The sequence below is a fragment of the Prosthecobacter algae genome, assembly GCF_039542385.1.
Taxonomy (GTDB): Bacteria; Verrucomicrobiota; Verrucomicrobiia; order Verrucomicrobiales; family Verrucomicrobiaceae; genus Prosthecobacter; species Prosthecobacter algae.
Window position 1 is genome coordinate 138,482 of sequence record NZ_BAABIA010000008.1, and the last position, 23,309, is coordinate 161,790.

The window sequence follows — 23,309 nt, forward strand, 5'->3', positions numbered from 1 at the left end:
ACTCGTCCACCATCTTCCTCATGCTCTTCTCCACCGTTCTCATGTGGCTGCTTATCGCAGCCGGGTTTGTCATCGCGTTGCCAGCTCTCTGGCTCCTGGCCCGTGGTCTGTGGCCAGAGACCGTGCTGCGCCAGCAGGAAGCCGCCAGAAAAGGCCTGTTTAAATGCTTATTACTCGGACTGATCCCGCTCATTGGCAGCGTGGTTCTCATCACGGTGCTCTCCAAAGCGCCCAAGATGGGAGCGCTGGCCGTCCTGCTGGGGGGCATCATCATCGCCTGGGGCTTCATGGGGGCAGGAGGCATCGCCTCCCTCATCGGGGAGCGGCTGTGGCCGCACGCAGAACCTTGGCGCCAGACCAAGCACGGCGGGCTGACGTTGGTGCTTTGTGCCCTTCTCCCCGTCGTCGGCTGGGCGGTGCTGCTGCCACTCCTGGCGGTGATGGGCTGGGGCATCGCCCTGCGTGCCCGGTTTTCCAAAGCGCCCATACTGGCCGTCTCCAGCCCGGTGGAAAACACCTCACTCTAGAGTGCACTCATGAAGTTGGCCCGCCGAGATCTTTTCAAGAGCGCCGCTCTGGGCAGCGGCGGTGCCCTTCTGGCAAGCTGCGAGCGCGTCACCACCGCGATCAACCAAAATTGGTTAGGCGAAGCCGTCCCTCCGCACCTCACCTCGGTGGAAAGCGCGGAGATCGACACCGACTTTCACCTGCTCTCCCGCGCTGCCTTCGGCCCCTGGCCGGGCGATGTGGCCGCCCTGAAAAAAATGGGCCGCGACGCTTGGATCGAAGAACAACTCCACCCAGAATCCATCTCCGACACGGCCTGCGACCTGCGTGCGGAACGCTTTGAGTCGCTCTACTTCAGTGCCGGGGATGCCTATGAATTTCGCAAACCGGTGCTGCGGGAGGAGCTGACCCGCCATGCGCTGCTGCGTGCCATTTACAGCCGCCGGCAGCTCCTGGAGGTCATGGTGGAATTCTGGACCGACCACCTCAACATCGACCTCGAGAAAGGCGACTGCATCTACCTCAAACCGAGCGATGATCGCGACGTCATCCGCAAGCATGCCCTGGGCAGCTTTCGCGATCTCATCCGCGCCTCAGCCACGTCCCCGGCCATGCTGGTCTATCTGGACGGTAAGACCAACAAGGTGCGCCGAGGAACCACCGACCAGCCAAACGAAAACTACGCCCGTGAGCTGATGGAACTGCACACGCTGGGCGTGCATGGCGGTTACACCCAGGAGGATGTTTATGAAGCGGCACGCTGCCTCAGCGGCTGGACCTTTGATGCCAAGCGAGTCTTCGCCCTGAACCAGGGAGAGTCCTATTTTCGTCCCGACTGGCATGATGATGGGGCCAAGCAAGTGCTGGGTCACCGCATTCCCGCTGGCGGCGGTCCCGGGGATCTGGACCGGCTGGTAGCCATCGTTTGCGAACACCCTGCCACGGCCCAGCACATCGCCCTGAAACTGTGCAGGCGATTCGTCAGCCCCACTCCACCCGCTAGCCTGCTGAAACGCGTGGCGGACGAGTTCACCTGCACGCAGGGAGACATCCGTAGCCTGCTCCGAGTGATCCTGAAATCGGACGAATTTCTGGCCAGCCGGGGACAGCTTCTCAAGCGCCCCTTCAAATTCATGGTCTCCGCCCTCCGGGCACTGGCCGCAGATACTCAGGCCGAAAAGACCATCCTCGAACCACTACAACGCATGGGCCATGGCCTGTTTCAATACCCCACGCCCGATGGCTATCCCGATGATGAACTGCCCTGGATGGGCACGCTAATGTGGCGCTGGAATTTTGCCCTGGCCCTCGCGGCTAACAAACAGTTGGGTGCCAAGGTGGAGTTACGGCTTCTCCGCCGCGCACTTCGAAAGCCGGATGCCGAAGCCGACATCACACGCTGGTTTGCCCACTTCATCGGCCGGCAGCCCACTGCGCCTGAAATCACGGCGCTGGACCAGTTTGCCCCTGGCTCCCCAGAATCTTCCATCGGCCTCATCCTGGCCAGCCCAGCCTTTCAGAGGTGCTGATCCCATGTCCTCCCTTACCCGACGCGCCCTCCTATCCAAGCTTGCTTTTGCCGCCGCCCCAGTAGCTGAAGCAGCGGGGGATCATACCCTCGTCCACGTCTTCCTGCGAGGAGGGGCGGATACGCTGAATCTATGGGTGCCGTATGCCGATGACCGTTACTACCGTCTGCGCCCTGCCCTGGCCATTCCGGCTCCCGGCAAAGGCAGCGATGCCGCCATTCGCCTCACGGACCGCTATGCGCTGCACCCGGCGCTGAAACCCTTGGAGGCCGCCTATCACGAAGGTCGTCTCGGGGCCGTGCAATCCGTCGGCGTGGACAACACTAGCGGCTCTCATTTTGAATGCCAGGACCAGATGGAACATGGCGACTCCATGCACGGCATCCCCGCAGGTGGAGGCTGGCTGGGCCGCTACCTGCGGCTGCGTACCGGGGCCAAAGTTTCCCCACTTTCCGCCGTGGCCATCGGCACCAGCCTGCCGGAATCTCTGCGTGGTGCCCCTGCTGCCAGTGTGCTGGAGCATCTGGAGGACATCAGCCTCAAGGCCGCTGGCAAGCAAGCCGAACAGGTGGCGGGTGCCCTGAATGCCCTCTACGGAGCCGATGTCAGTCTGCTGGGTGAACGAGGGGTGGAAACACTGGATCTCTTCCGCCGCATCTCCAACCTCCAGCATCGCGCCGATGCTCCCGAGCATGGGGCCAGCTACCCTCCTGCTCCATTCGGCAGTGGTCTGCGCGAAATCGCCCGTTTGATCAAGGCACGGCTCGGCCTCCAGATCGCCTGCATTGATCTCGGTGGCTGGGACACCCATTTTTTTCAGGGCAACAGCAGCGGCACCCAGGCCGGGCAGATCCGCCTCCTGGCCGAAGGTCTGGCAGCCCTGGAGACCGACTTGAAAGACCATCGTGCCCACTACACTCTCATGGTCACCACGGAGTTTGGTCGGCGGGTGTATGAAAACGCCTCGTTGGGCACGGACCATGGCCGGGGCTTTACGCTCATGGCGCTAGGAGACCGAGTCAAAGGCGGGCAGGTGCTGGGCGGCTGGCCCATCCAGGCCGATGACGACGTCAATGTGAACACCCCGGGTCCCGGCGGCCTGCTGGCTGAAACGGACTACCGGCAGGTCTTTGCCGAAGTCTTGCGCGGCAGCGTGGGTCTGAAGGATGATGAGGAGGCCAAGGTCTTCCCTGGCATGCCCGCCAAGCACATCGGCCTGATGTAAAGAGAGTTGCTACTTTTCCCCCATCCAAAGAATCGCCGTGGCCCCCTGGCCAATGGCACCGCGCACCACGGCGGCAGTCTGGCGCTCCAGATCGCCCACCTGCACCTTCACCAAAATGCGGCGGGTGCTGCTGTTCACAGACAGCAGTGAGGACAGGGACTGAGGATCTCCAGAGGCGATACCCAGGATGGCCAAAGCACTGGCCAGATCCGGCATCGGGTTGTCATCGTCCGTGTTCAGCAGGCCGTCGCGGCCCACACGCTGACTGCGCAGATTTTGGGCAAAGCGCATGTCGGCACCAGTAACAGCCGCGATGACCTCCGGGCGTGCCTCATTCACATCCAGCACACCACTGGCATGAATGCTGAACCAGTCGCGCCACTGCGGATATCCTTGCTCCACCATGTCCATGCCGCTCACGAGCGCCATCTCTTCGATGGAGCGGAAGGGCCGATTGAAAGGCATGCCGTTGCGGTTGTAGAGCTTGCGCTCCCCACCCTGCACACGGGCAAAGTCATCGCCGTCCACCCAGTCCAGCATGCGGTCGATCAGCATGTTCGCCTGCTGGATGTTCATGCCCCAGTAGAGGAAAATGCGGCGCAGGGTGTCCTTGTCCTCGCGCTGCAGCAGCACGTTGGGATTCAGCAGCCCGTCCTCCCCGGTCATCTCCACCAGAAAACGCTCATCCTGCGCCACCTGTCGGCGCAGCAGCGGATCATCCGGCTTGATGTCCGGATTCATGGCGATGGCCAGAGCCGCTTCCGAAAGCATCCTTGCGCGGAATACCTGCCTCTTCACCGCCGCCAGCTCGATGTCCTGCATCAGCAGCAGTGACGTTGCAGCGACGAGACCGATCAGCAGGGCAATGACCCACAGGACAGCCAGCAGCGCAGCCCCACGGCGAGGGAGACCACACCTAACCAAAGATGACGAATGACAGCTTTTCATCACGGTTGTGGCAACGGCTGGCCAGGGGTTTGAGGCGGAGGGATGACGTCGTCCGGATTGCCCGTTCCAGGGCCGCCGGTGCCGGGCCCGCCAGTCCCCGGCGGCAAAATTCCCCCACCCGAGACCGCATTTGGCACAACGGGCGGAATCCAGAACACCGCACGGGTTTCAAAACCATCGTCGAGCTTCAGATTCAGCTCTGCCAGCAGGGGGCGGCGGTTTTGCTTCCAGTTGTTTTCCCAGCGGTTGCTGGCGGGATCATAAAATCGCCATTCAAAGCGGGTCACATTGTCCATCAGCGGGATCATGCCCTGGTTCTTCGTGTAGCGCACATTTTGGCCCGAGCGCAGGGCCTGCGTCTGCCGCTCATCCAGTTCCCGCAGGGCCACCCGCAGGTAACCACCGGGGCGCTCTTCCGCAAACAGGTCCACGCTGGTATCGGGAGGCAAAGCGGTGCCGGGAGTAAAGGACGTGCCCCCGTTCACAAAGTTCAGGCTCGGCACATAGGTATTCCCTCGGGCCTGCACCGTCAGCCGCACCTCCGCCTCACCCGGCAGGTTGCGGAAAGAGCGCCGGATGAAGGAAATAAAGTTCTGCCGGATGATGGATCGCTCCTGGATCTGGGTCAGGTCGCTACCCATCTCCATCGTGCCATTGGCAATAGCAAAGATGCCCCCCATGAGCAGGAGGAAGGCCGACATCGCCACCACCATCTCGATGAGGGTGAAGGCGGCCCGGCACGCAGCAGATGGAAGATGGATTTTCATTCAGAGTTCGCCTCAGTTCAGAGGCAGGAAGGCCCCGGCATAACGATAAGTTTCGGCATTCATTTCGATAGGCCCGCTGCCATCATCCCAGCGTGCTGTAACCTGGATGCGGAAAGTATTTTGCAGAAAGCGCCCATCCTGGTTTTGCAGATCTTTGACCTGCTGAATGAGCACCCGGTAGGCCACACCATCAGTACCCGGTTTGATCTGCTCCTCCATCTCCCGGATCTGCGGCATCTTGCCATATTCATCAATCAAGGATTCCAGACTTTGCTCGATCTCCAGCAACTGCTGGGAATCGGAACTGACTGAGGCGATCTGAGTTAGGGTGCCTACCAACGCCATCGCGGCGATGCTGAAGACGGCCAGGGCCAGCAGCACCTCCATCAACGTCATCCCTGCCCTGGTTCGGAGGGATGGGTGCGAAGCGGAGACTGAATGCAGGCGGACGTTCATGATCGTTATTCCACCGTGTTGCCCGTCAAAGGATGAAAGGCCAACTCGCGCGAGCCCTGGGTGGATTCAAAGCGGATGCGGATCGGTTCACAGATGCCCTGCTCACCGAAAGGCCAAAAATGTCCCTCCGCCTTTTCCCAGCCCTTTCCGCCCAGCCGCTGGATAAGTACCTTCATCCCTTTGGGGACCTGAAAGGCTTGGCCTTTCCCGCCCGTGGCCCCCAGCAGTCGGAAACCCTCCTTATCAAAGGCAATCGTCATGGTCCGGTGCTGTAGCACCGCAGCACTGATGGCAAACCGAGACATCTCGGTCAGTTCCTGCGCTGGTTTCTGGAAAGGATCATTGTCTTCCAGAAGCGAAAAGCTGCCAAAGCCCAGCCCGATGACGAGCAGCATGATGCTCATCACCACGATGAGTTCCAGCAACGTGAAGGCGGCGCGTGAAGGGCGGGGATGGGTACGTTTCATGGCCAGATCCCCGGCGGGGCAAAGATGGGATCAGTCAGAGAAGACATCGTCATCGCCGCCCTCTTTTTTATCAGGTCCCATGGAGAAGACTTCATACGGCTCGCCATTCTTTTTGCCGGGGCTGCGGTACTGGTACTTGGAACCCCAAGGATCCGTGATGCCGCTCTCTTTGAGAAGGCCTTTTTTCACACGGGCATTGGCCGGAGGGGTGACCAGATCTTCAAGCTTGCCAGGCAGCGTACGGTTCAGGGTCTTGTACTGCGTAATAGCCACCTTGAGGGTATTCATGTGGGCCTCGGCCGCCGTGATTTCAGCACCGCCCTGCACGTTCTGCAAAGCCACCGCACCAATGGCGATGAGCAAGGCAATGATGGCCAGCACCAGCATCATTTCCATCAGAGTGAAGGCTTTGCGCAGTGGATGGAAAACGCGGTTAAGGCTTCGGCTGGGAAGGTGCGAATGGATGGGGTGGATGTTCATGCTGAGGTAAGTTGGAGAAGGGCGGGAGGCAAAACGTTCGGGATTAGTTATCGGCGAGGCATTATTTATCAGCCACGGCTTTTCATGGCGGAGACCGTTTCAAAAATGACTGAGATCATGATGTAAGCCATGACGCCCACAAGGGCCGCCATGACCAGGATGATGACTGGCTGCAGCAGGGCCATCATTTTTTCCAGGCTCTTGCTCAGCTCGCGGCCACAACGGTCCGCCGTGCGGCGCAGCGTGCCGCTGAGATCGCCGGTGTGCTCACCAATGCGCACCATCTCCAAAAGCTTGGTGGGAAAGAGCGCCGTCTTTTCCAGACCGCGCGACAGAGAGGCTCCATCCCGCACGCTGGTGATGACGTGCTCGAGCTGCTTCTGCACGTACTGGTTCGAGGAAACCCGTGAGGCCAGTTCCAGCCCTTTCAGCAATGGTAAGCCGCCACCTGAAAGACTGGCGAGCGTTTCCAAAAACTGGTTGTGAAAGCTCGTCATCAGCACATTGCCCACCAGCGGCATCTTCAGCCGCATGCGGTCCCACACAGGCCGACCCGAGGTAGAATGGGACCAGACCCAGAACGCCAGAAATAGCAGCGCCAACACCGCCAAGATGAGCCACCAGTATGTCTGCATGAATTCAGAGACCGACAGCACAAACTGAAGCCCCTTGGGCACACCGCCCTTCATATGAGACATCATCACACTCAGCCGGGGAATGAGGAAGGTGGTGAAAAGGACCGTCACACCGATCGCGGAGACAAACAGAAACCCGGGATAGATCAGCGCCACCGCCACCTGACTGCGCATCTCCCTCACGCTCGCCAGATACTGCGCCTGCCTGCGCATAGCATCCGCCAGAGAACCGCCCGCCTCACCTGCCGCAGCGACGGAGCAGAAAAGCTCTCCGAAGGAGGGCGATGACTGGCGCAGAGCACTGCTGAAGGGGTGACCTTCGCGGATAAGATTGCCCAGACGGCGGGCGATGCGGCTATGCGTGCCCGTGGTGCCTTTGCCCTCCATCAGTTTCAGGGCCGCCTCCAGTCGCATCCCGGCCTCAAGAAGTTCAGAAAGCTCCTCCGTGAAAAGCTGAAGCTGGCTGTTGCCCAGCTTGATGGGGGCATTTTCATCCACCACCTCACCTGCCTTGGTCTTGGCCGCCGCCTTCACGGGTCCTGCCTTGCCTGCCGCCTCGCTGATCTTAAAGGGCTGCAAGCCCTTGCCTGTCAGTTGCCGCAGGGCCGAGGCGCGGTCCTGCGCCTCGATGGTCCCGGCAACATCGCGTCCGGAGGTATCTGCAGCTTGATAGGCAAAGGTGGGCATGGAAGGCGTGAGACAAGCACAGCCCGCGTTTGTTGCAAAGACGTTGTCGAGGGGCCTAAGATTCTCTTGGTGACAGAGATGACAGACTTCCAGCCCATTCCATGAGCCGGTATGGCCCGGCATCCGAGTCGCCCAGCTCCACCTGCACCCAGCCTCGCGACAGGTAAAAACGATGCGCCCGCTCATTGTCCTGGGAACATTTCAACCGCCAAGGCAGGCGCACGTGATGCTGAAGCTCCATCAGCAGAAGCGACCCTACCCCTCTTTCCTGGGCCGCGGGAGCCACATACAGATGGTGGACAAAGGACTCCGGCTCCCAGAAGGAAACAAAACCGACGACTTCCCCGCCCCGTTCCACCACGAAAAGAAGCTCCCCCTCGGTATCGCGGTCGAAATCCACCCCGGCCTTGAAGCTTTCAGACATCCAGTCGGCCTCCGCGAGGCATTGCAGATAAATCTCCGCCATGGCAGGCCGGTCAGACTCGGTGGCTTCGCGGAAAAGCAATGAAGCAGACATTCAGGGGTAAGCAGATCCGGCATTGCCGCACCGGGCCCAGCCACCCATACTGATAATTGCCACGTCCATGACCGCCACCTCTTTTTGCCGCCCTCTCCTGCTCGGAATCGGTCTTTTGACCGCCACTCTCGCCTCAGCGGAGAAACCCGCCGTCAAGGTCATCGCCGACCTCCTTTACAAGGATGGTGAAAAGCTCAGCCAGTACGAAACCGAACGCTGCAAGCTGGATCTCTACCTGCCAGCGGAGAAAAAGGATTTCCCCACCCTGGTTTGGCTACATGGCGGGGGCATCACGGGTGGCAGTAAAAATGGTGCCCATCAGGCCGATATCGCCCGGCACTTTGCCAGTGCTGGCATTGCCGTGGCCAGCATCAATTATCGCCTGAGCCCGAAGGCCGAATTCCCGGCCTACATTCAGGACACCGCCGCTGCCTTTGCCTGGGTGAAAAAGCACATCGCCACCCATGGCGGGGATGCGGGGCGTGTCTTCCTTGGCGGACACTCTGCCGGAGCATACCTGGCCCTGATGGCCGGGCTGGATGACCAGTATCTTGCCGCCCAAGGCCTGAAATTGAGCGACATCGCAGGACTCGTCCCAGTGGCCGGCCAGACACTCACCCACTACACCATCCGCCAGGAGCGGGGCCTGCCGAAAAAACGTCTGATTGCCGATCTGGCGGCCCCCATTTATCACGCACGCAAGGACGCCCCGCCCATGCTCATCCTGTATGCGGACGAGGACATGGCCCTACGGGCAGAAGAAAACGAGCTACTGGCTGCTGCCCTGCGGGATGAAGGCCACCCCAAGATCATGGTGAAGAAGATCAAAAACCGCGACCATGGCTCGGTAGCCCACAACATGGCCAAGCCCGGCGATGCTGGCTTTCAGCAGGTGATCAAGTTCATCCAGTCCATTGATCCTTAGCCTTCCGCACGCTTTTCGGCAGCCACCCGTTCCAGCACCCGCAGGGTTTCACGGACATTGGTTTCCAGATCCAGCGCATGCTCACAAGGCACGGGCCGGGCATCGGGCCGCACCATCCAAAAACGCACCGCCTTTTCCAGGGCATCGGTGTCCTCTGGGGCTGGCAAAACGTGACCATTCACTCCCTCCGTCAACCACTCCGCCGCGCCATTGAACACACTGGTGATGACGGGCAGGCCGCTGGCCAGGGCCTCCGGCACCACATTGGAGCTCGGCTCATAGATGGGCAAGAAGGTCAGTAGATCTGCGGCGGCATAGGCATTTTCCACCTGTGGCATCGGTCCGGCAAGGATCACGTTGCGTGGCACTGGCCCAGCCAGCCGCCCCTTACCCACCACCAGAAGCTTCACCTGCGGATCCGTCTTTTCCAAACGGGACATCAGGCGTAACAAAAAGTGCAGACCTTTCCTCTCCCAGCCAGACCCAACAAAAAGCATGACAAAATCGCCCTCCGCAAGGCCGAAGCGCTGGCGTGTACCCACGCGGTCCGCCTGCTGAAACCGGGCTGCATTGATGCCATTTCGCACGAGGTGGATTCGCTCTGCCGGGTACCCGAACTCACGCACGATCTCCCTTCGGACCATCTCGGAATTGACAATGACATGCCTCGTCACGGCGGGATCCAGGGTACGCTTTTCCAGCGCCATCATGTTGCTGTGAAAAGCCCCCAGCCCAACAAACGGGCGCCGCCACCAGGAGGCGTAATGCCGACGCTGGTCCAGCCACACCTTGTGCACGCCATCCCCAGCACGATAGACATCCTGTGAGACAGTGCGCTCCAGACTGAAAACCACATCATAGGTCACCGGAGCCATCATCTGCGCCACGATTTCCGCGAAACGCACCGGCCGCAGTGCGCGGGGAGCCTGGACATTCACACGGTGCAGCGTCACGGCATCGGGCATGCCTTCCCAGTTCTCCGAATAAAGATGTACCTCATGCCCCGCCGCAGCCAGGGCGGCCACCAGACGCTGCATGTAAAGCTCCGCCCCTCCTGTGGCGGCAAATTGACGGCGGATGAGCGCAAGCTTCATGGGGCAGCGGCATGCAGCGCATCGGCCAGGCTGATGGGAGCCGTGGGCGGGGAGACCTGGGGTGGCGCTGGCTGGGCCAGGCAGGCCTCGGCCATGGCCTGTAGCACCTCCGGTGGCACTGAGTTTTCATGCTCCATCAGCAGCACCCCTTGGGGTACTGGTAACAGGGTCAGGCAACCCGTGGCCCCATTGAGGGTGATGCTCTGCACTGCTGACGTTCCTGCCCGCAGCGCCAGCTCATGCCCGGCCGCGTGGACGGCATGGCCCAGGGCGGCAATACTGGCTGGATCGGCAGTCAGCGTGCCGCGAAGGGCGGTCAGGTGACCATCGGGGTGGATGAGGGCGGCGATCAAAGGAACAAAAGTAGGTTCGTCATCGGAGCAAATCTTCAGGCCAGGGCCACTGCTTGCTCAGGCTGGTTTTGCCGAGTTTGGAACTGGGCCAGCACGGCCTGAGAAATCGCGTTCAGCGTCGCCAGAATATTGCGACCGCCCCGGGCATCGGCTTCAAAGCTGAGCCAGGGCACCGGACGATTGTTGAGCAGAAATTCCAGATACTCGACGGGTGCGGTGTTGGGCAGGTCGCGTTTGTTGTACTGAAGGACTAGGGGCAGGCGGTCCAGGGAACTGCCATTGAGCCGCAGGTTGGCCTCCAGGGCCTGAAAAGCCTGCACATTTTCGCGTTGCCGGTCCATCTGGCTGTCTGCCACAAAGACCACGCCATCGGCTTGGCGCAGCACGAGCTGCAGCGTGGCATTGTAAGTCACCTGCCCAGGCACGGTGTAGAGGTGAAAGGCGGTCTTGTAACCAGGGATCGCCGCGCTTTCCACACTCAGAAAATCAAAGAACAGGGTGCGATCCTTGGCCGTGGACAGACTGACGAGATCACTCCGCCCATGTGGGTCCAGCTTTGAATGGATCTGCTGCAAGTTCGCGGTCTTCCCGCTCAGCGGTGTGCCGCAATAGACGATCTTAAAACTGACCGTCTTTTGCTCGGGATGGATGGCAGGCATGGTGGGACGCGGATTTAATCCAGCATCCGAGAAAGCTCGCGTGCAATCAAGGTGATCTTATCACGCAGGCCCAGAGAAGGGTCTGCATCATGCAAGACGCCCAGAATCGCCCCTTCCGGGAAACAGAAGGTCATGAGGCGGTCCCCAGACATCAGGGTAAAGGTTTCGGCCCCCTCGATCCCGATGAGTGGAGCCAACGTGCGCAGGTGATGGGCCAGATCTGTAGCCTGGCGCTGGAACTCACGGGCCTGAGGTTTGTGCGCCCCCACATGCGAAATGGCACGGTCACCCTGCAAACACACGCAGGCGGCGATTCCCGGCAGGCCGCAGACCATTTCGACAATCTTCTGCGGCGTCAATTCATCATCCGTTCCTAGCAAGGCACGGAGAAGAATTTGATCTGGGTTGGTATCGTGAGACTGGATGCCCAGGGCAGGTGCGGTCGGGATCGAACGGGGAGCAGACTTTTGCGGCGGGGCTGGTGGAAACGAACGCAGGGGCTCCTCTAGAGCTTCAGAAACCGGGGGCATAAAGGCCATCGCCGACCTCGTCGGAGCTGCGGGCGCAGGTGTTTCAGCAGGAGGAGCCATGATGGGCACAGGCGGCGGGGTTTCATCCGGCACATCCACGATGTGAGTCGCGGTCTTGCCGGTGAAAGGATTGGTCACCGGAAGTGCCGGTGCTGGAGGCACCTCGGGCAGCGGGCTGCCCAAAAGCTGGGCGCTGCTGAAACCTTCCGCTGTCAGCATCGATGGCGGAAAGGCCGAGGGACTCTCCTGTGTTGGCGATGCAGCAAAGGGATTTGAAGGTACATCCCGGCCTTGGAAAGGAGGAGCCTGCACTGGAGCTGCAAAGGAATTTGAAAGGCCCGCAGAATGATCCGGCGACTGAGGCGGCTCATCGGCAAAGACATCCTGGGCCTGAGGCACAGAGGCAGCTAGAGGCACAGCAAAAGGATTGGCGAAGGCAGGTGGCGCAGCCTGCAAATTTGCCATGGGGGCCGCCGGGAAAGCAGAAGCTGATTGCGAAGGCGGTGCGAACGCAAACGTCGGAGTAGCAGGGGCAGAAGGTGCTTCTGGCGCACTAAAAAGAGGAACGGATGCTGAGGCAGCCGGTGCTGCAAAAGGAGAACCCGAAGAAGGAGCCTCACCAAAATTCGATGGCGGGCTGACCGTGAAGGATGCGGCAGGGGCCTGAGCCTCCACCCTCATCGGTGGGGGGGCAGCGGGAGAAGTGGTATGCCCCGCGAGGCCCATGCTGGCCAGATTGGGCAGTGTGGAGGCAGCCGTACCAGCCAGGGCAACAGTGATTTCCTGCGGCGGAATGCGTAGCTGAAAATCCCGCTTTGCATGGTTCAGCACATTGCGGAAGCCCACATCCGTCACTCCATCAATCAGCATTCCCAGCTCCGCCAGCGGCGTATCAGACTGCGCCCATTCCCGCACCAGGGAGGCTGGCTGGCTGGTCATGATCCAGGTCGGCACCATGATGGGGTCAAACCCCAGTTCAGCCACGCTGTAGCCACGCAGCAGGCTGGCGAGGCTGATGCGCAGATTCGGCGTGTTCGCGGAGACCGGATTGGCAAACGCAGGCGGAGCCGACGCAGACCGTGCGGGGGCATCGGGCGCAGGCTGGCCGGTGGGCACCGCCTTCGGACCAAACAGGCTGGCAAATGGTGTTTCCGCAGGCACAGCCGTGGCGGGGGCAGCGGGCGTCATGGCCGCAAATGGCGAAGCAGGTGTGGCCCCTCCTGTGTTTTCAAAAACAGGGGCGGCAAAGGATACCTGTGCAGATGGAGGCGGGCTGGCACTGGCAAAAAGACTGGCTGGCGGCGCGGCAGCGGGTTCTGGCGGCCGGGCACTGAAAGGTGACGCGGGAGAAGTTTCACCCTGGCTGCTAGCGGCCGGAGCCATGGTGGCAAACGGGCTGACTGGGAACACGGGGTGATTCCCCGCTGTGGGCAGAGACAGTGGGGAGGCAGTCTCACGGGGAATATCCGCCAGGGGAGGCGGTGGCCCGTTGCGCCGGGGAGGCAACACATTCAGCGGGCTACCAGAGGCGGAAGTGGAGGAAAATGGGCTGGCTGCGGGTTGTGCCGTCGCAAATGGCGAAGGCTGGGCTGTAGCAGGTGCTCCAGCCTGCTGAGCGCTGGCAATGAGGCGAGGCAGCTTCGAGGCAGGCAGCGGCACCAGACGTGGGTCTTGCGGAGACACCGGCGTCTGGAACAGCGCCGGACACACCCGGTAGATCTCAAAAATGGGCAGGGCCGCCTGGCCACTGCGCAGGGCTGCATCCAGCACCTGCGCACTGACGGCAACAGGTTGGTCCGGCGAGAGGGCATTCAGCCGCACGAGATCCGGAGGCAGTTGCGGAAGCACATCCCCCACCGTCAGCAGGGCATTGCCAGAAGCCGCCCCCTGAGCTGCAAAAGGTGAGGCCTGGATCGGAGCCGCCTGCATGGTTTCTCCTGTCACGGTTTTGAAAAGCGGGTTGGTGCTGCCAAATGGCGAAGCAGTATTCGGGGACTGTGGCGAAAAGGCTTGCGGGCCTCCTGCCCCAAAGCCCTGGGCAGACGTCGCCTCCGGAGGCTGACCTTGGGGATCAGTGGCCGATTGAAACATGCTGCGAAACGAAAATCCCATCGGGAGCGGGTGCTGTTTAAAAAGCCAAAGGCGATTGAATTGAACTCAACGGTCGAAACGGACAGGCCTAGCCTCAAGCTGAGGCACGCCATTCACACAACATAATAATCAAGAGTTCTTAAGTCCAGACTTTTCCTCCGGGAGATTTGCCTGATTGCCTCCGATCCTACCATCCACAAAACAATGCAGCCTGCGATGAGAGTTCCGTCTTCAGAAAAATAACCCAACCGTTTTTCCTGCCCTCAGCTACTCATGAAGCTGATTGCGGTTGCTTCAGCCCCGGCTAAATTACAATCAATGTCCAGCCTTACTTCCGAGCCGCGCATCGAGCCGGCAACCATTGAAGACATGCCACAGCTCGTCGAGCTGCTGGTGGCGCTTTTCAGCGAAGAAGCGGACTTCCGGCCCGACAAGAACAAGCAGGAGCACGGTCTGCGCCTCATTTTGGAGCAGCCCAACCGTGGCCGCATCTTTGTCCTGCGGACCGACCACATGGTCATTGGCATGGTTAACCTGCTTTTCACCATCAGCACCGCTGAGGGCGGACTCGTCATCCTCATGGAGGACGTCATCGTGCATCCCCAGCATCGGCGTATGGGCTATGGGGGGCGGCTTTTGGAACATGCCATTGAGTTTGCCCGCGAAAAACATTTCCGCCGCATCACCCTGCTCACAGACAAGCTGAGTGCGGAATCCCAGACCTTTTTTGCCAAGCACGGCTTCACTTTCTCCAGCATGATTCCGATGCGGCTCGTATTTGAGTGACCTCCCATTATGGAGGAGCCCGCAAGACCTGCTGCTAATCATCTCGTCATTCTCTCCATCGTGAACTTGCCGCTCGCCTTTCCCCTCTACCTCCGGCACCCGACGGCAGGCGGCGCCTATGCGGCCAACACAGAGGCCATGGATTGGTTTGTCATCGCCACCCTGTGCTTCTTCTTTTTCCTGCTGGGCTGCTTTGCCATGGCCGCCTGGCAAATCTGGCGACGCAGCACCCGGCCAGCTCCGCACGTTGAATTGCTGATGGAACTGGCCGACAGCGATGAAGACAAAATCATCCAGACAGCCGATGAAAAATCGGCCGAACGATCTCCCCCCAGTCCTTCCTGGGAAAGACAGGCCGACTGGTGGAAACGCTGACCTCGTTTTTTTCGGGTTCCCTTTTGCGGGGCACTGACGTAAAAATACTACATGCGTATTGGCATCACAGGAGCCACGGGGTTGATCGGTCGAGCCTTTGCCAAGTTGGCCACCGCCAGCGGCCACGAGGTCATCGCCTACAGCCGTCAAAAAACGCCTTTGCGCGATGCGGCCCACACGCTGCAACTGCCCGCCGAAACGCCCGCCAAGTTGCCAGAAACCCGGTTGGATGTCCTCGTCCATCTTGCTGGTGAATCGCTGATGGGTCTGTGGACCGCTGACAAGAAGAACCGCATTTGGAAGAGCCGGGTAGACCTCACCCAGGCCATCATGGCCCACCTCCAGAGCTGGAGCACAGAAAACCGGCCCACCACCGTCCTCGCAGCCTCGGGCATCGGCTACTACGGCAGCCGGGGAGACAGTCTACTGGATGAGCAGTCTTCGCAAGGGACTGGTTTTCTGGCCGATCTCTGCGGGCAGTGGGAGGGGGCCGCCAGACAGGCCACCACCTGGGGAGCGCGCGTCGTCCATCTGCGCACCAGCATGGTCCTGGCCGAAAACGGCGGGGCCTATCCGCTGATGAGTCGCGCCTTTCGCTATGGTCTAGGAGGTCGGCTGGGCAAAGGCCGCCAGTGGATGTCCTGGATCCATGTCGAGGACGAAGCCGCCCTCATGCTCTGGGCTATTGAAAACAGTCAGGTCACTGGCCCGCTGAATCTTTGCTCACCCCATCCGGAGCTGAACTGCAACTTCACCACCAAGCTAGCCCATAGCCTGAAGCGGCCCGCTTTTCTCCATGCGCCGGCCCTGGCGCTTCGCCTCCTGCTGCGTGGCATGGCTGAAGAGATGCTTCTCTGCAGCCAGCGTGCCATCCCCAATCAGGCGACAAATCTGGGCTACCGCTTCGCCTACCCGAAGCTCGAAGATGCTTTTGTGGCCTTGAGCTGAGGCAGCCGCCGCAGCATCCATCCGCCCACACGGGCCGGGGTTGCTCCCTGGGAAAACCGCCGCACATTGCCCCGCAGCAAATTCCTCCCGCATTCACTTCCCATGGCCGCCCTCCAGACCACGATTGGCATCATCTACGACTACGACCAGACGCTGAGCCCCACCTACATGCAGGACGAGACGCTCTTCCCGCATTTCGGCATCAACCCCGGCCAGTTCTGGAAAAAAAGCCGCGAGCTGGTGGACCAGGAAGGTTACGATGGTGAACTGGCCTACCTGAAGTGCATGCTCGACTACCTGGAGATGGACCGGCCCACCAATGAAGAGCTTCGCATCCTGGGTGCCAAGCTGCGCTACTACAAGGGCGTGCCGGAAATCTTCAATGAGATGAACGGCGTCCTCAGCAGCCAGCATCGTTTGTTAGGCATCCGTATCGAGCACTATATCATCTCCTCCGGCCTGAAGATCCTGCTAGATGGCAGTTCCCTGGCCCCTTTCGTCAAACGCATCTTTGGTTGCGAATTCGGCCAGGACAAAGATGGCCGCATCAGCTTCCCCAAACGCGTCATCAGCCACACCACCAAGACTCAGTACATCTTCCGCATCAACAAAGGCATGCTGGAACCGCATGAAGATGTGAACGACCACATGGACCCGGAGCTGCGTCCCATCCCCTTTGAAAACATGATCTATGTCGGTGATGGCCCCACCGATGTGCCCTGCTTCACCCTGATGAAACGCTATGGCGGCCATGCCATCGCCGTTTACAACCCGGATGAATCGAACCGCGCCAGCTTCCGCAAATGCTACCAGCTCAGCGCCCTGGCAGACCGGGTGAAACATATCGCCCCGGCAGACTACCGGCCCGGCAGCCACCTGCGCCTGCTGCTGGAGGAAATGGTCCTCAGCATCGCAGACAACATCGTGCGCCGGAAGAAGCTGGAGATTGAGGAAGGCACCGTCTCCGCTCCGCATTTTTAAACGTTACCGGAGAGGTCCAAACCGGCCTCGACAGGACTTCCGTCCACCAAGTGTTCCGCCAGTTGCCGCGCTACCCATGGAGCGCGCAAGACTCCTTTGGAGCCCAGGCCATTCATAAAGGCGATCTGAGGCCGCCCCGGATGTCGGCCAATCAATGCCTCATGGCCTCGGATGATCGGGCGCACTCCCGTCTGGCTGCTGGTGACTGTGAAGTCTTGTTTTAGAAGTGCCCGCAGCTTTTTGTCGAGACCCGCCAGGGCCTCTGGCGCGGGCGTTTCACTATCCGCAAAGTCCAGCTCATAGGTGGGTCCGGCCCGCAAACTGCCATCTGCCCGGGGCAGCAGCCAGCAGCCGCGATTGATGATGCGGGGCTCGTTCCCCGTCTCTGCTTTCAGGCTGAGGACGGTGCCCCGCGCCGAACGAAAGGGCACCCAGTCAAACCAAGGATGCAACGCCGCCTCCCAGCCTGTGCAGAAAACAGCCGCCTCAAAGGTCTCGCCCTGCCAGACCACGCCGGAGGCCTCAATACCCAGCGACTCCGGCACCACCTCCCCAGCCTGCCAGGCCCCGAGGTTTTGAAAATGCTCCCGGCTTGCCGCCAGGAAGGCTGCAGTGTCCAACCACCCGCTGTGCTGCTGCTGGAATCCACCGTGGGGATTGGCAAAAAAGATCTCATCCACCAGCGGCCCCGGAGAGGGATTGGCAAGATAAGGCTGCACCTCTGGCTGCAGACGCCGCTTCTCCCAGAGAGCCGCCGCCTTCTCATCCCGCAGCAGGCGCACAATGGGCACCTCATGATAAAAGCGCTGGTGCAAGAGGGTCTCAATCTCCTGATAAAAAGCCAGGGCTTCCGGGTAGAGCGTGCCATAGCGCCAACTGAGGTTCAGCCGCATGCCCGTGATGGGTGTCACCAAGCCTGCCGCCACCTTGGAAGATGTCTGTGCCACGTCCCGGTCCACAATCAAAAAGCGCCGACCACGCTGATGCAGCCGCCAGGCCAGGGCTGTGCCCGCCAGCCCCTGGCCGATGATGAGAAAACGTGGTTTCATGGATGTGGCACATCCTTCAGGCAGACGATCATGAAAGGCAAATCCTGCTGGATTCAAACGCCGGAAGATGGGAGGCTGTCCACCTGTGATGTTGCATCCCCCCAACCTCCGAGGAGCTCTGCAGCCAGTCCTGCTGGCCTGCCTTTTCCTACTCTCCCTTGCGGCTCATGCGCAGGAAAAAATCACCGTACAACTTAAGTGGAAACACGCCTTCCAGTTCGCCGGCCACTATGCGGCTTTGGAAAAGGGCTTCTACAAGGAAGCGGGGCTGGATGTCACGCTGAAGGAAGGCGGGCCAGAAACCCATTTTGCCGATGAACTCACCTCCGGAAACTGCCAGTATGCCGTGGCCCTTTCCTCCATGGTGATCCATCGCAACGAGGGCAGTCCCGTAGTCGCCCTGGCCGCCATCTTGCAGCACTCGCCTGAAGTCCTGCTGGTACCAGGTGCCAGCGGCATCAATACGCCACACCAGATGGCCGGTAAGACCGTCGCCGTTTCTCCAGAGGACACCCCTGCCCTGCTGGCCATGTTTAAAAACGAGGGCCTCGCGGCGGATGCGGTCAAGACCATCCCCTATGAGTTTAGCCCAGAAAAGATGCTCAGCGGCGTCATCGCCGGTATGGGGGCCTACACCATCAATGAACCCTTCTTACTGCGCGAACGGGGCATCCCTTTCCGGCTCCTGCAGCCACGCGACTATGGGGTGGACTTCTATGGCGACTGCCTCTACACGACGGAGGCAGAAATCCGCCAGCATCCGGCCCGCGTACGCGCCTTTCTTGATGCCACACTCAAAGGCTGGCAGTACGCCATGAGCCACCGCGAGGAAATCATTGATCTCCTCAAGTCCCGCTACCAGTGCCCCATCAGCCGCGAGGGCCTGCACTATGAAGCCGATGAAATGGCCCGGCTGATGTTCTCCGAACTCATCGACATCGGCCACATGAATGAAGGCCGCTGGCGGCACATTGGTGATACCTACGTCCGACTGGGCATGCTACCAGAAGGCTACTCGCTCGACGGCTTTCTCTACGAGCGGGATCCCAAGAAGGATCTTTCATGGCTCTGGTGGACACTGGGAGGGACCATGGGCAGCACCTTTCTGCTGGCGGCCCTGGTGCTCGGCCTCATCCGGGTCAACAACCGCATCACCAATGCTGAACGCCAGGCGCGCGAAGCCCAGGCGATGCTACAGACCGTCATCAACACCATTCCCGTCGGCGTGGTCTGGAAAGACCGTCAGTCACGCATCCTGGGCTGCAACCAAGTCTTTGCCGACTATGCCGGTTTTGGCAGTCCACAAAATGCACGTGGCCTCACCAGCGACCGCCTCCCCTGGCAGGATGCTCCTGAGACCAACGACCTTTCCGATGACGAGGTCATGGACCAGGGACGCTCCGTCCTGCTCAGCGACAAAACCTTTCGCACCGCAGGGGGGAACCTGCGCTCCTTTTATCAGAGCAAGGTACCTCTCAGAAACGATCAAGGCGAAATCATCGGCCTGCTCAGCGTCATCGAGGACATCACCTCCCTGAAGATGGCCGAGAGCCATCAGTCCCGATTGAAGGACCGCCTCATCCAGTCCCAAAAGTACGAAAGTCTGCACCGCCTGGCCAACGGCGTATGTCACCACTCCAACAACATCCTGCAGGCCCTAACCAGCTATGCCGAATTGGCCCGCATGCAGTCTCCCGCAGGACAGACCCGCGACTTCATGGACGGCGTGCTCCGGGAAAGCCAGCGCGTGGCCGCTCTGAACCGGGTCCTGCTCACCTGCACCGGACACGGCATGCACCAGTTTGAGGATACATCCCTGCGCCATTTCATGGAAGAGTCGCTGCCCACCCTGAAGTGCTGCCTGCCATCCTCCCACCTGCTGGAGTGGCAGCACCAGGGACCCGACGTTTCCATCCACGCAGACGGGGAAAGCCTGCGCCACCTGCTTATCAACCTTCTCACCAATGCCTCCGAGGCTGCCGAAGGTGCCAGCACCGTGCATCTCCGCACTGGGACGGTGGACTGCGACGTCGCCTATCTTCAGGAGAATCACGTGGACCCCGCCCCACCACCCGGTGAATATCTTTACCTCGACATTGCGGACCGGGGCCAAGGCATGTCCCAGGAGATCCTCGGCATGGTCTTCGACCCCTTTTTCTCCACCAAGTTCACCGGCCGAGGACTGGGCATGGCCGCCGTGCTCGGCATTGTCAAAAGCCACCTGGGCACCATCAAGATCCAAAGTAGCCCCGGCGAAGGGACAACGGTCCGCGTGCTGCTGCCAGTGCTGAAAAAGTGACGCCACAGCAGGTGGCGCAAACACAGCTTCGCAGCAACCTAACAAACGATCGGACAGATCGTTGTCCGGCTCAGGACTTTACGCGCTTGCGGTGCTTGCGCACCATGCCCATTTCCTTGAGCTTCCGCTGAAGAGTGCGTCGGCTCATGGCCAGGAGTTCTGCCGCTTCGCTGCGGTTATTGTCCGCCTGTTCGAGCGCCTTTAGAATGAGTTGCTTTTCCATCTCGTGGATGTCCAGCGCTGCCTTTGGCGGCTGGGCGAGGCCAGTATCGCTGCCCGTGCCAGGGGTGGCCGTTGGAAATGGCAGTCGCCAGCCCAGGCCGCCCGGCTGGGAAAGGTAGGCAGGCAGATGCTTCGCCATGACCCGGCTGCTGTTGCTCATCACCACGCCATGCTCGATGGCGGCGCGCAGTTCACGCACGTTTCCTGGCCAGTCATAGGTCATCAGCAGTGGCAGGGCATCCTCGCCCAGCGGTTTGTAGCTCTTGCCATTGGCTGTCGCCAGATCCTTGAGGAAATGCTCGACCAGCACCGGGATGTCCCCCTTTCGCAGCCGCAGAGGTGGCATGTGGATGGTGACCACCCGCAACCGCCAGTAAAGATCCTCGCGGAATTTCCCTTCCTCCACCATCTTCGCCAGATCTTTGTTGGTAGCGGCCACCACCCGCACATCCACCTTGATGGGCTTGCTGCCACCGACACGCTCAATCGTCTGCTCGCCCAGGGCACGCAGCAGCTTAACCTGGGTGCTCGCATCAATTTCGCCAATCTCATCGAGAAAAAGCGTGCCTCCATCGGCCAGCTCAAAGCGCCCGATCCGCCGCTCCTGGGCACCGGTAAAGGAGCCCTTCTCATGGCCAAAAAGCTCGCTTTCCAAGATCTGCGGCGACAAGGCCGCACAATGTACCGTCACCAGCTTTGACTTCGGCCGTCCGCTCAAGTTGTGCACCGCGCGGGCCACGAGCTCCTTGCCCGTGCCGCTTTCCCCTTCGATGAGCACGGTGGCCCGGGTGGGGGCCACCTGCTGGATGGTTTCCAAGATGGGTTTCAGCGTATCCGCCTTGCCCAGGATGCCTTCGATCGAGTACTTCTGCTCCACCTGCTGCTTCAGGGCCTTATTCTCATGCTCCAGGCTACGGCTGCGCAAGGCGCGCTTCACCAGCAGCTCCACTTCATCGAGGTTCAACGGCTTGGTGACGAAATGATAGGCTCCGCGGCGCATGGCCTCCACCGCCGTGTCCACGCTGCCATAGGCGGTCATCATGATGCAAACGGGGGCATGCGGCAGGTGCAGGGCGGCCTCCAGCAACTTCATCCCGTCATCCTCACCTAACCGCAAGTCTGTCAGCATCACGTCCACGTGGTCGTTTTTCAGATGCTCCATCGCCTCCGCCGCATTCGAGGCCACATAGCAGTCAAAATCATCCTCCAGCGACAGGCGCAGCCCGTCACGGGTATGTTTTTCATCGTCCACAATGAGGATGGTCGCAGGATCGGTCATGAATGTTTGTCACTTGGAATTTCGGGGCCTGCCTCCAGCAGCCTCACTTTTCGCTCCACCAGCGGCAGCCACAGGCTCACCCGCGTGCCTTTGCCGGCGCGGCTTTCAATGTCAATCTCACCGCCATGCTCACGGACGATGCGGCGGACGATGAGTAGGCCGAGCCCGGTACCAGTCGCACGAGTCGTGGAGAAAGGCTGGAACAGCTTGCCCATCTGCTCTGGGCTGATGCCCCTGCCGCTGTCTTCAAAACTGAGCCTCACCTCAAAATCCGTGTAGCTGCCATGGATCGTCAGGCTGCCCCCCTGGGGCATGGCCTGGCAGGCGTTGCGAATGAGGTTGTACATCGCCTGCTTCATCTGGTCAGCATCCAGAGGCATGGCCGGCATGTCAGCCCGCAGATCCAGCCGCACTTTGACCTTTGCCTGGTCCAGATCCGGCTTCAGAAAGCGTAGGCTCTCTTGCAGCAACTCGGAAATCAGTACCTTTTGAAGCTGGGGCTTGGTGGGGCGGATGGCGGCCAGGAACTGGCTGATGATGCCGTCCATGCGCTTGATCTCACCCGTGGCCACATCCAGGTGCTCGCGCAGCGGCTCCCCTGGCTTGCCCATTTTTTTCAGCCTCCGCTCAAGCAGTTGCAGATGGATGGTGAGGGAATTGAGCGGATTTCCCAATTCATGGGCCACCCCCGCCGCCAGCAGGGTAAAGGCATTGAGCCTTTCGCTCTCGATCTGCTCCTCGGTGCGCTTGCGCGTCTCTGTCACATCCCGGATGAGCATCACAAAACCGATAGGCTGGTCGTCATCTATGCTAGTGATGTAGAAATTCAGGTAACGGTTTTCCGGGTAGAAAATCTCCAGATCCCGGCTGACTACGGTGCCCGGCTTCAGCAGTTCCGACCAATCCAGCCCGCGCATGCCCTGAGTGAGCTTTTGCCCGATCACCTGCTCCGCCTTAAGGCCGAAAAGCTGGCAGGCAGCACTGTTGACGTAAGTCACACGCCCTTCCGGGTCCAAGAGGATGACGCCCTCCTGCAAAGCCTGAAAGGTCTTCTCCAAAAAACCTTTCTCCTTCATCAGTTCCAGAACCACGCTCTGCACCTCGGAAGGCTCCAGGCGGTCCATTTTTTTCAGAAGCTTGTCGATGAAGGCAGATCTCATACACTGGGGGCCATGACGGACATACTGCTGGTCTTATCTACGTTTCCTGATCTTGAAAAAGCGCGTCAGATTGGCACAAAGCTAGTTGAATCGCAACTGGCGGCTTGTGTCAATCTGTGTCCAGGCCTGACCTCCATCTACCGATGGAAAGGCGCAGTGGAAACGGGCGCTGAAGTATTGGCCATCTTCAAGACCACCTCCACCACCTATCCTGCCATGGAGCAACGCCTGCGTGAACTGCATCCCTACGAGGTGCCAGAGATCGTGGCCATCCCCGCCGGGCACGCTTCAGCGGCGTATGCCCAGTGGGTGGCGGCAGAAGTGCTCAGCCCAGCCTGAA

At 60.4% G+C, this 23,309-nt stretch carries 24 protein-coding genes; 10 read left to right on the top strand and 14 right to left on the bottom strand.

Annotation, left to right across the window (positions count from 1 at the left end):
- Positions 1 to 20: 20 nt before the first annotated feature.
- Genes ABEB25_RS18550 through ABEB25_RS18560 form a run of 3 tightly spaced genes read left to right on the top strand, consistent with a single transcriptional unit; the run spans position 21 to position 3,261 of the window.
- Positions 21 to 527, top strand: a complete 507-nt coding sequence (locus ABEB25_RS18550; protein ID WP_345737926.1) for a hypothetical protein — start codon at positions 21 to 23, stop codon at positions 525 to 527.
- Between the two features lie 9 nt (positions 528 to 536).
- A complete protein-coding gene (locus ABEB25_RS18555) occupies positions 537 to 2,036 on the top strand; it encodes a DUF1800 domain-containing protein (RefSeq protein WP_345737927.1) in 1,500 nt (499 codons plus the stop codon).
- 4 nt (positions 2,037 to 2,040) lie between these two features.
- On the top strand, positions 2,041 to 3,261 hold the full coding sequence (locus tag ABEB25_RS18560; protein ID WP_345737928.1) for a DUF1501 domain-containing protein: 1,221 nt from the start codon (positions 2,041 to 2,043) through the stop codon (positions 3,259 to 3,261).
- Positions 3,262 to 3,270: 9 nt separating this feature from the next.
- Here the strand turns inward: ABEB25_RS18560 and ABEB25_RS18565 are convergent, their stop codons facing one another.
- The 7 genes from ABEB25_RS18565 to ABEB25_RS18595 form a co-directional block, all read right to left on the bottom strand.
- Positions 3,271 to 4,209, bottom strand: a complete 939-nt coding sequence (locus ABEB25_RS18565; protein WP_345737929.1) for a type II secretion system minor pseudopilin — start codon at positions 4,207 to 4,209, stop codon at positions 3,271 to 3,273.
- Complete coding sequence (locus tag ABEB25_RS18570; RefSeq protein ID WP_345737930.1) at positions 4,209 to 4,976, bottom strand: prepilin-type N-terminal cleavage/methylation domain-containing protein; 768 nt, start codon at positions 4,974 to 4,976, stop codon at positions 4,209 to 4,211. Before ABEB25_RS18570 ends, ABEB25_RS18565 begins: the two co-directional genes overlap by 1 nt.
- Positions 4,977 to 4,988: 12 nt before the next feature.
- Positions 4,989 to 5,432: a type II secretion system protein gene (locus tag ABEB25_RS18575; RefSeq protein WP_345737931.1), complete on the bottom strand. Its 444-nt coding sequence runs from the start codon at positions 5,430 to 5,432 to the stop codon at positions 4,989 to 4,991.
- Positions 5,433 to 5,437: 5 nt separating this feature from the next.
- A complete protein-coding gene (locus ABEB25_RS18580; protein WP_345737932.1) occupies positions 5,438 to 5,899 on the bottom strand; it encodes a pilus assembly FimT family protein in 462 nt (153 codons plus the stop codon).
- A gap of 30 nt (positions 5,900 to 5,929) precedes the next feature.
- Complete coding sequence (locus ABEB25_RS18585; RefSeq protein ID WP_345737933.1) at positions 5,930 to 6,379, bottom strand: type II secretion system protein GspG; 450 nt, start codon at positions 6,377 to 6,379, stop codon at positions 5,930 to 5,932.
- A 68-nt stretch (positions 6,380 to 6,447) separates the two neighbouring features.
- Positions 6,448 to 7,701, bottom strand: coding sequence for a type II secretion system F family protein (locus tag ABEB25_RS18590; RefSeq protein WP_345737934.1), 1,254 nt, complete (start codon positions 7,699 to 7,701; stop codon positions 6,448 to 6,450).
- 55 nt (positions 7,702 to 7,756) lie between these two features.
- Positions 7,757 to 8,218, bottom strand: coding sequence for a GNAT family N-acetyltransferase (locus ABEB25_RS18595; RefSeq protein WP_345737935.1), 462 nt, complete (start codon positions 8,216 to 8,218; stop codon positions 7,757 to 7,759).
- A gap of 67 nt (positions 8,219 to 8,285) precedes the next feature.
- Here ABEB25_RS18595 and ABEB25_RS18600 point away from each other — a divergent pair, with 67 nt between their 5' ends.
- Positions 8,286 to 9,143, top strand: a complete 858-nt coding sequence (locus ABEB25_RS18600) for an alpha/beta hydrolase (RefSeq protein ID WP_345737936.1) — start codon at positions 8,286 to 8,288, stop codon at positions 9,141 to 9,143.
- Here the strand turns inward: ABEB25_RS18600 and ABEB25_RS18605 are convergent.
- The 4 genes from ABEB25_RS18605 to ABEB25_RS18620 are packed head-to-tail and all read right to left on the bottom strand — an operon-like array spanning position 9,140 to position 13,723.
- Positions 9,140 to 10,237, bottom strand: coding sequence for a glycosyltransferase family 4 protein (locus tag ABEB25_RS18605; protein ID WP_345737937.1), 1,098 nt, complete (start codon positions 10,235 to 10,237; stop codon positions 9,140 to 9,142). The genes ABEB25_RS18600 and ABEB25_RS18605 overlap by 4 nt on opposite strands.
- Complete coding sequence (locus ABEB25_RS18610; RefSeq protein ID WP_345737938.1) at positions 10,234 to 10,590, bottom strand: hypothetical protein; 357 nt, start codon at positions 10,588 to 10,590, stop codon at positions 10,234 to 10,236. The genes ABEB25_RS18605 and ABEB25_RS18610 overlap by 4 nt, the downstream gene beginning before the upstream one ends.
- A 35-nt stretch (positions 10,591 to 10,625) precedes the next feature.
- A complete protein-coding gene (locus ABEB25_RS18615) occupies positions 10,626 to 11,249 on the bottom strand; it encodes a GTP-binding protein (protein WP_345737939.1) in 624 nt (207 codons plus the stop codon).
- Positions 11,250 to 11,263: 14 nt separating this feature from the next.
- On the bottom strand, positions 11,264 to 13,723 hold the full coding sequence (locus ABEB25_RS18620; RefSeq protein WP_345737940.1) for a hypothetical protein: 2,460 nt from the start codon (positions 13,721 to 13,723) through the stop codon (positions 11,264 to 11,266).
- 465 nt (positions 13,724 to 14,188) lie between these two features.
- Here ABEB25_RS18620 and ABEB25_RS18625 point away from each other — a divergent pair, with 465 nt between their 5' ends.
- From ABEB25_RS18625 to ABEB25_RS18640, 4 genes are all read left to right on the top strand, one after another.
- Positions 14,189 to 14,656: a GNAT family N-acetyltransferase gene (locus ABEB25_RS18625; protein WP_345737941.1), complete on the top strand. Its 468-nt coding sequence runs from the start codon at positions 14,189 to 14,191 to the stop codon at positions 14,654 to 14,656.
- Positions 14,657 to 14,716: 60 nt separating this feature from the next.
- Positions 14,717 to 15,031, top strand: coding sequence for a hypothetical protein (locus ABEB25_RS18630; RefSeq protein ID WP_345737942.1), 315 nt, complete (start codon positions 14,717 to 14,719; stop codon positions 15,029 to 15,031).
- 51 nt (positions 15,032 to 15,082) lie between these two features.
- Positions 15,083 to 15,979, top strand: coding sequence for a TIGR01777 family oxidoreductase (locus ABEB25_RS18635; RefSeq protein ID WP_345737943.1), 897 nt, complete (start codon positions 15,083 to 15,085; stop codon positions 15,977 to 15,979).
- A gap of 102 nt (positions 15,980 to 16,081) precedes the next feature.
- Positions 16,082 to 16,960, top strand: coding sequence for an HAD family hydrolase (locus tag ABEB25_RS18640; RefSeq protein ID WP_345737944.1), 879 nt, complete (start codon positions 16,082 to 16,084; stop codon positions 16,958 to 16,960).
- Here the strand turns inward: ABEB25_RS18640 and ABEB25_RS18645 are convergent.
- Positions 16,957 to 18,009 carry an NAD(P)/FAD-dependent oxidoreductase gene (locus ABEB25_RS18645; protein WP_345737945.1) on the bottom strand — a complete coding sequence of 351 codons (1,053 nt, stop codon included), beginning with the start codon at positions 18,007 to 18,009 and terminating at the stop codon, positions 16,957 to 16,959. The two genes, ABEB25_RS18640 and ABEB25_RS18645, sit on opposite strands and share 4 nt — an antisense overlap.
- A gap of 88 nt (positions 18,010 to 18,097) precedes the next feature.
- Between ABEB25_RS18645 and ABEB25_RS18650 the strand changes: the two genes are divergently transcribed.
- Entirely contained in the window at positions 18,098 to 20,308 is a 2,211-nt protein-coding gene (locus tag ABEB25_RS18650; RefSeq protein WP_345737946.1) for an ABC transporter substrate-binding protein, read from the top strand.
- A gap of 70 nt (positions 20,309 to 20,378) precedes the next feature.
- On the opposite strand, the gene ABEB25_RS18655 is transcribed toward ABEB25_RS18650, so the two are convergent.
- Positions 20,379 to 21,809 carry a sigma-54-dependent transcriptional regulator gene (locus ABEB25_RS18655; RefSeq protein WP_345737947.1) on the bottom strand — a complete coding sequence of 477 codons (1,431 nt, stop codon included), beginning with the start codon at positions 21,807 to 21,809 and terminating at the stop codon, positions 20,379 to 20,381.
- Positions 21,806 to 22,969, bottom strand: coding sequence for a two-component system sensor histidine kinase NtrB (locus ABEB25_RS18660; protein WP_345737948.1), 1,164 nt, complete (start codon positions 22,967 to 22,969; stop codon positions 21,806 to 21,808). The genes ABEB25_RS18655 and ABEB25_RS18660 overlap by 4 nt, the downstream gene beginning before the upstream one ends.
- Positions 22,970 to 22,981: 12 nt before the next feature.
- Between ABEB25_RS18660 and cutA the strand changes: the two genes are divergently transcribed.
- Positions 22,982 to 23,308, top strand: coding sequence for a divalent-cation tolerance protein CutA (gene cutA / locus ABEB25_RS18665; RefSeq protein WP_345737950.1), 327 nt, complete (start codon positions 22,982 to 22,984; stop codon positions 23,306 to 23,308).
- Position 23,309 lies beyond the last annotated feature (1 nt).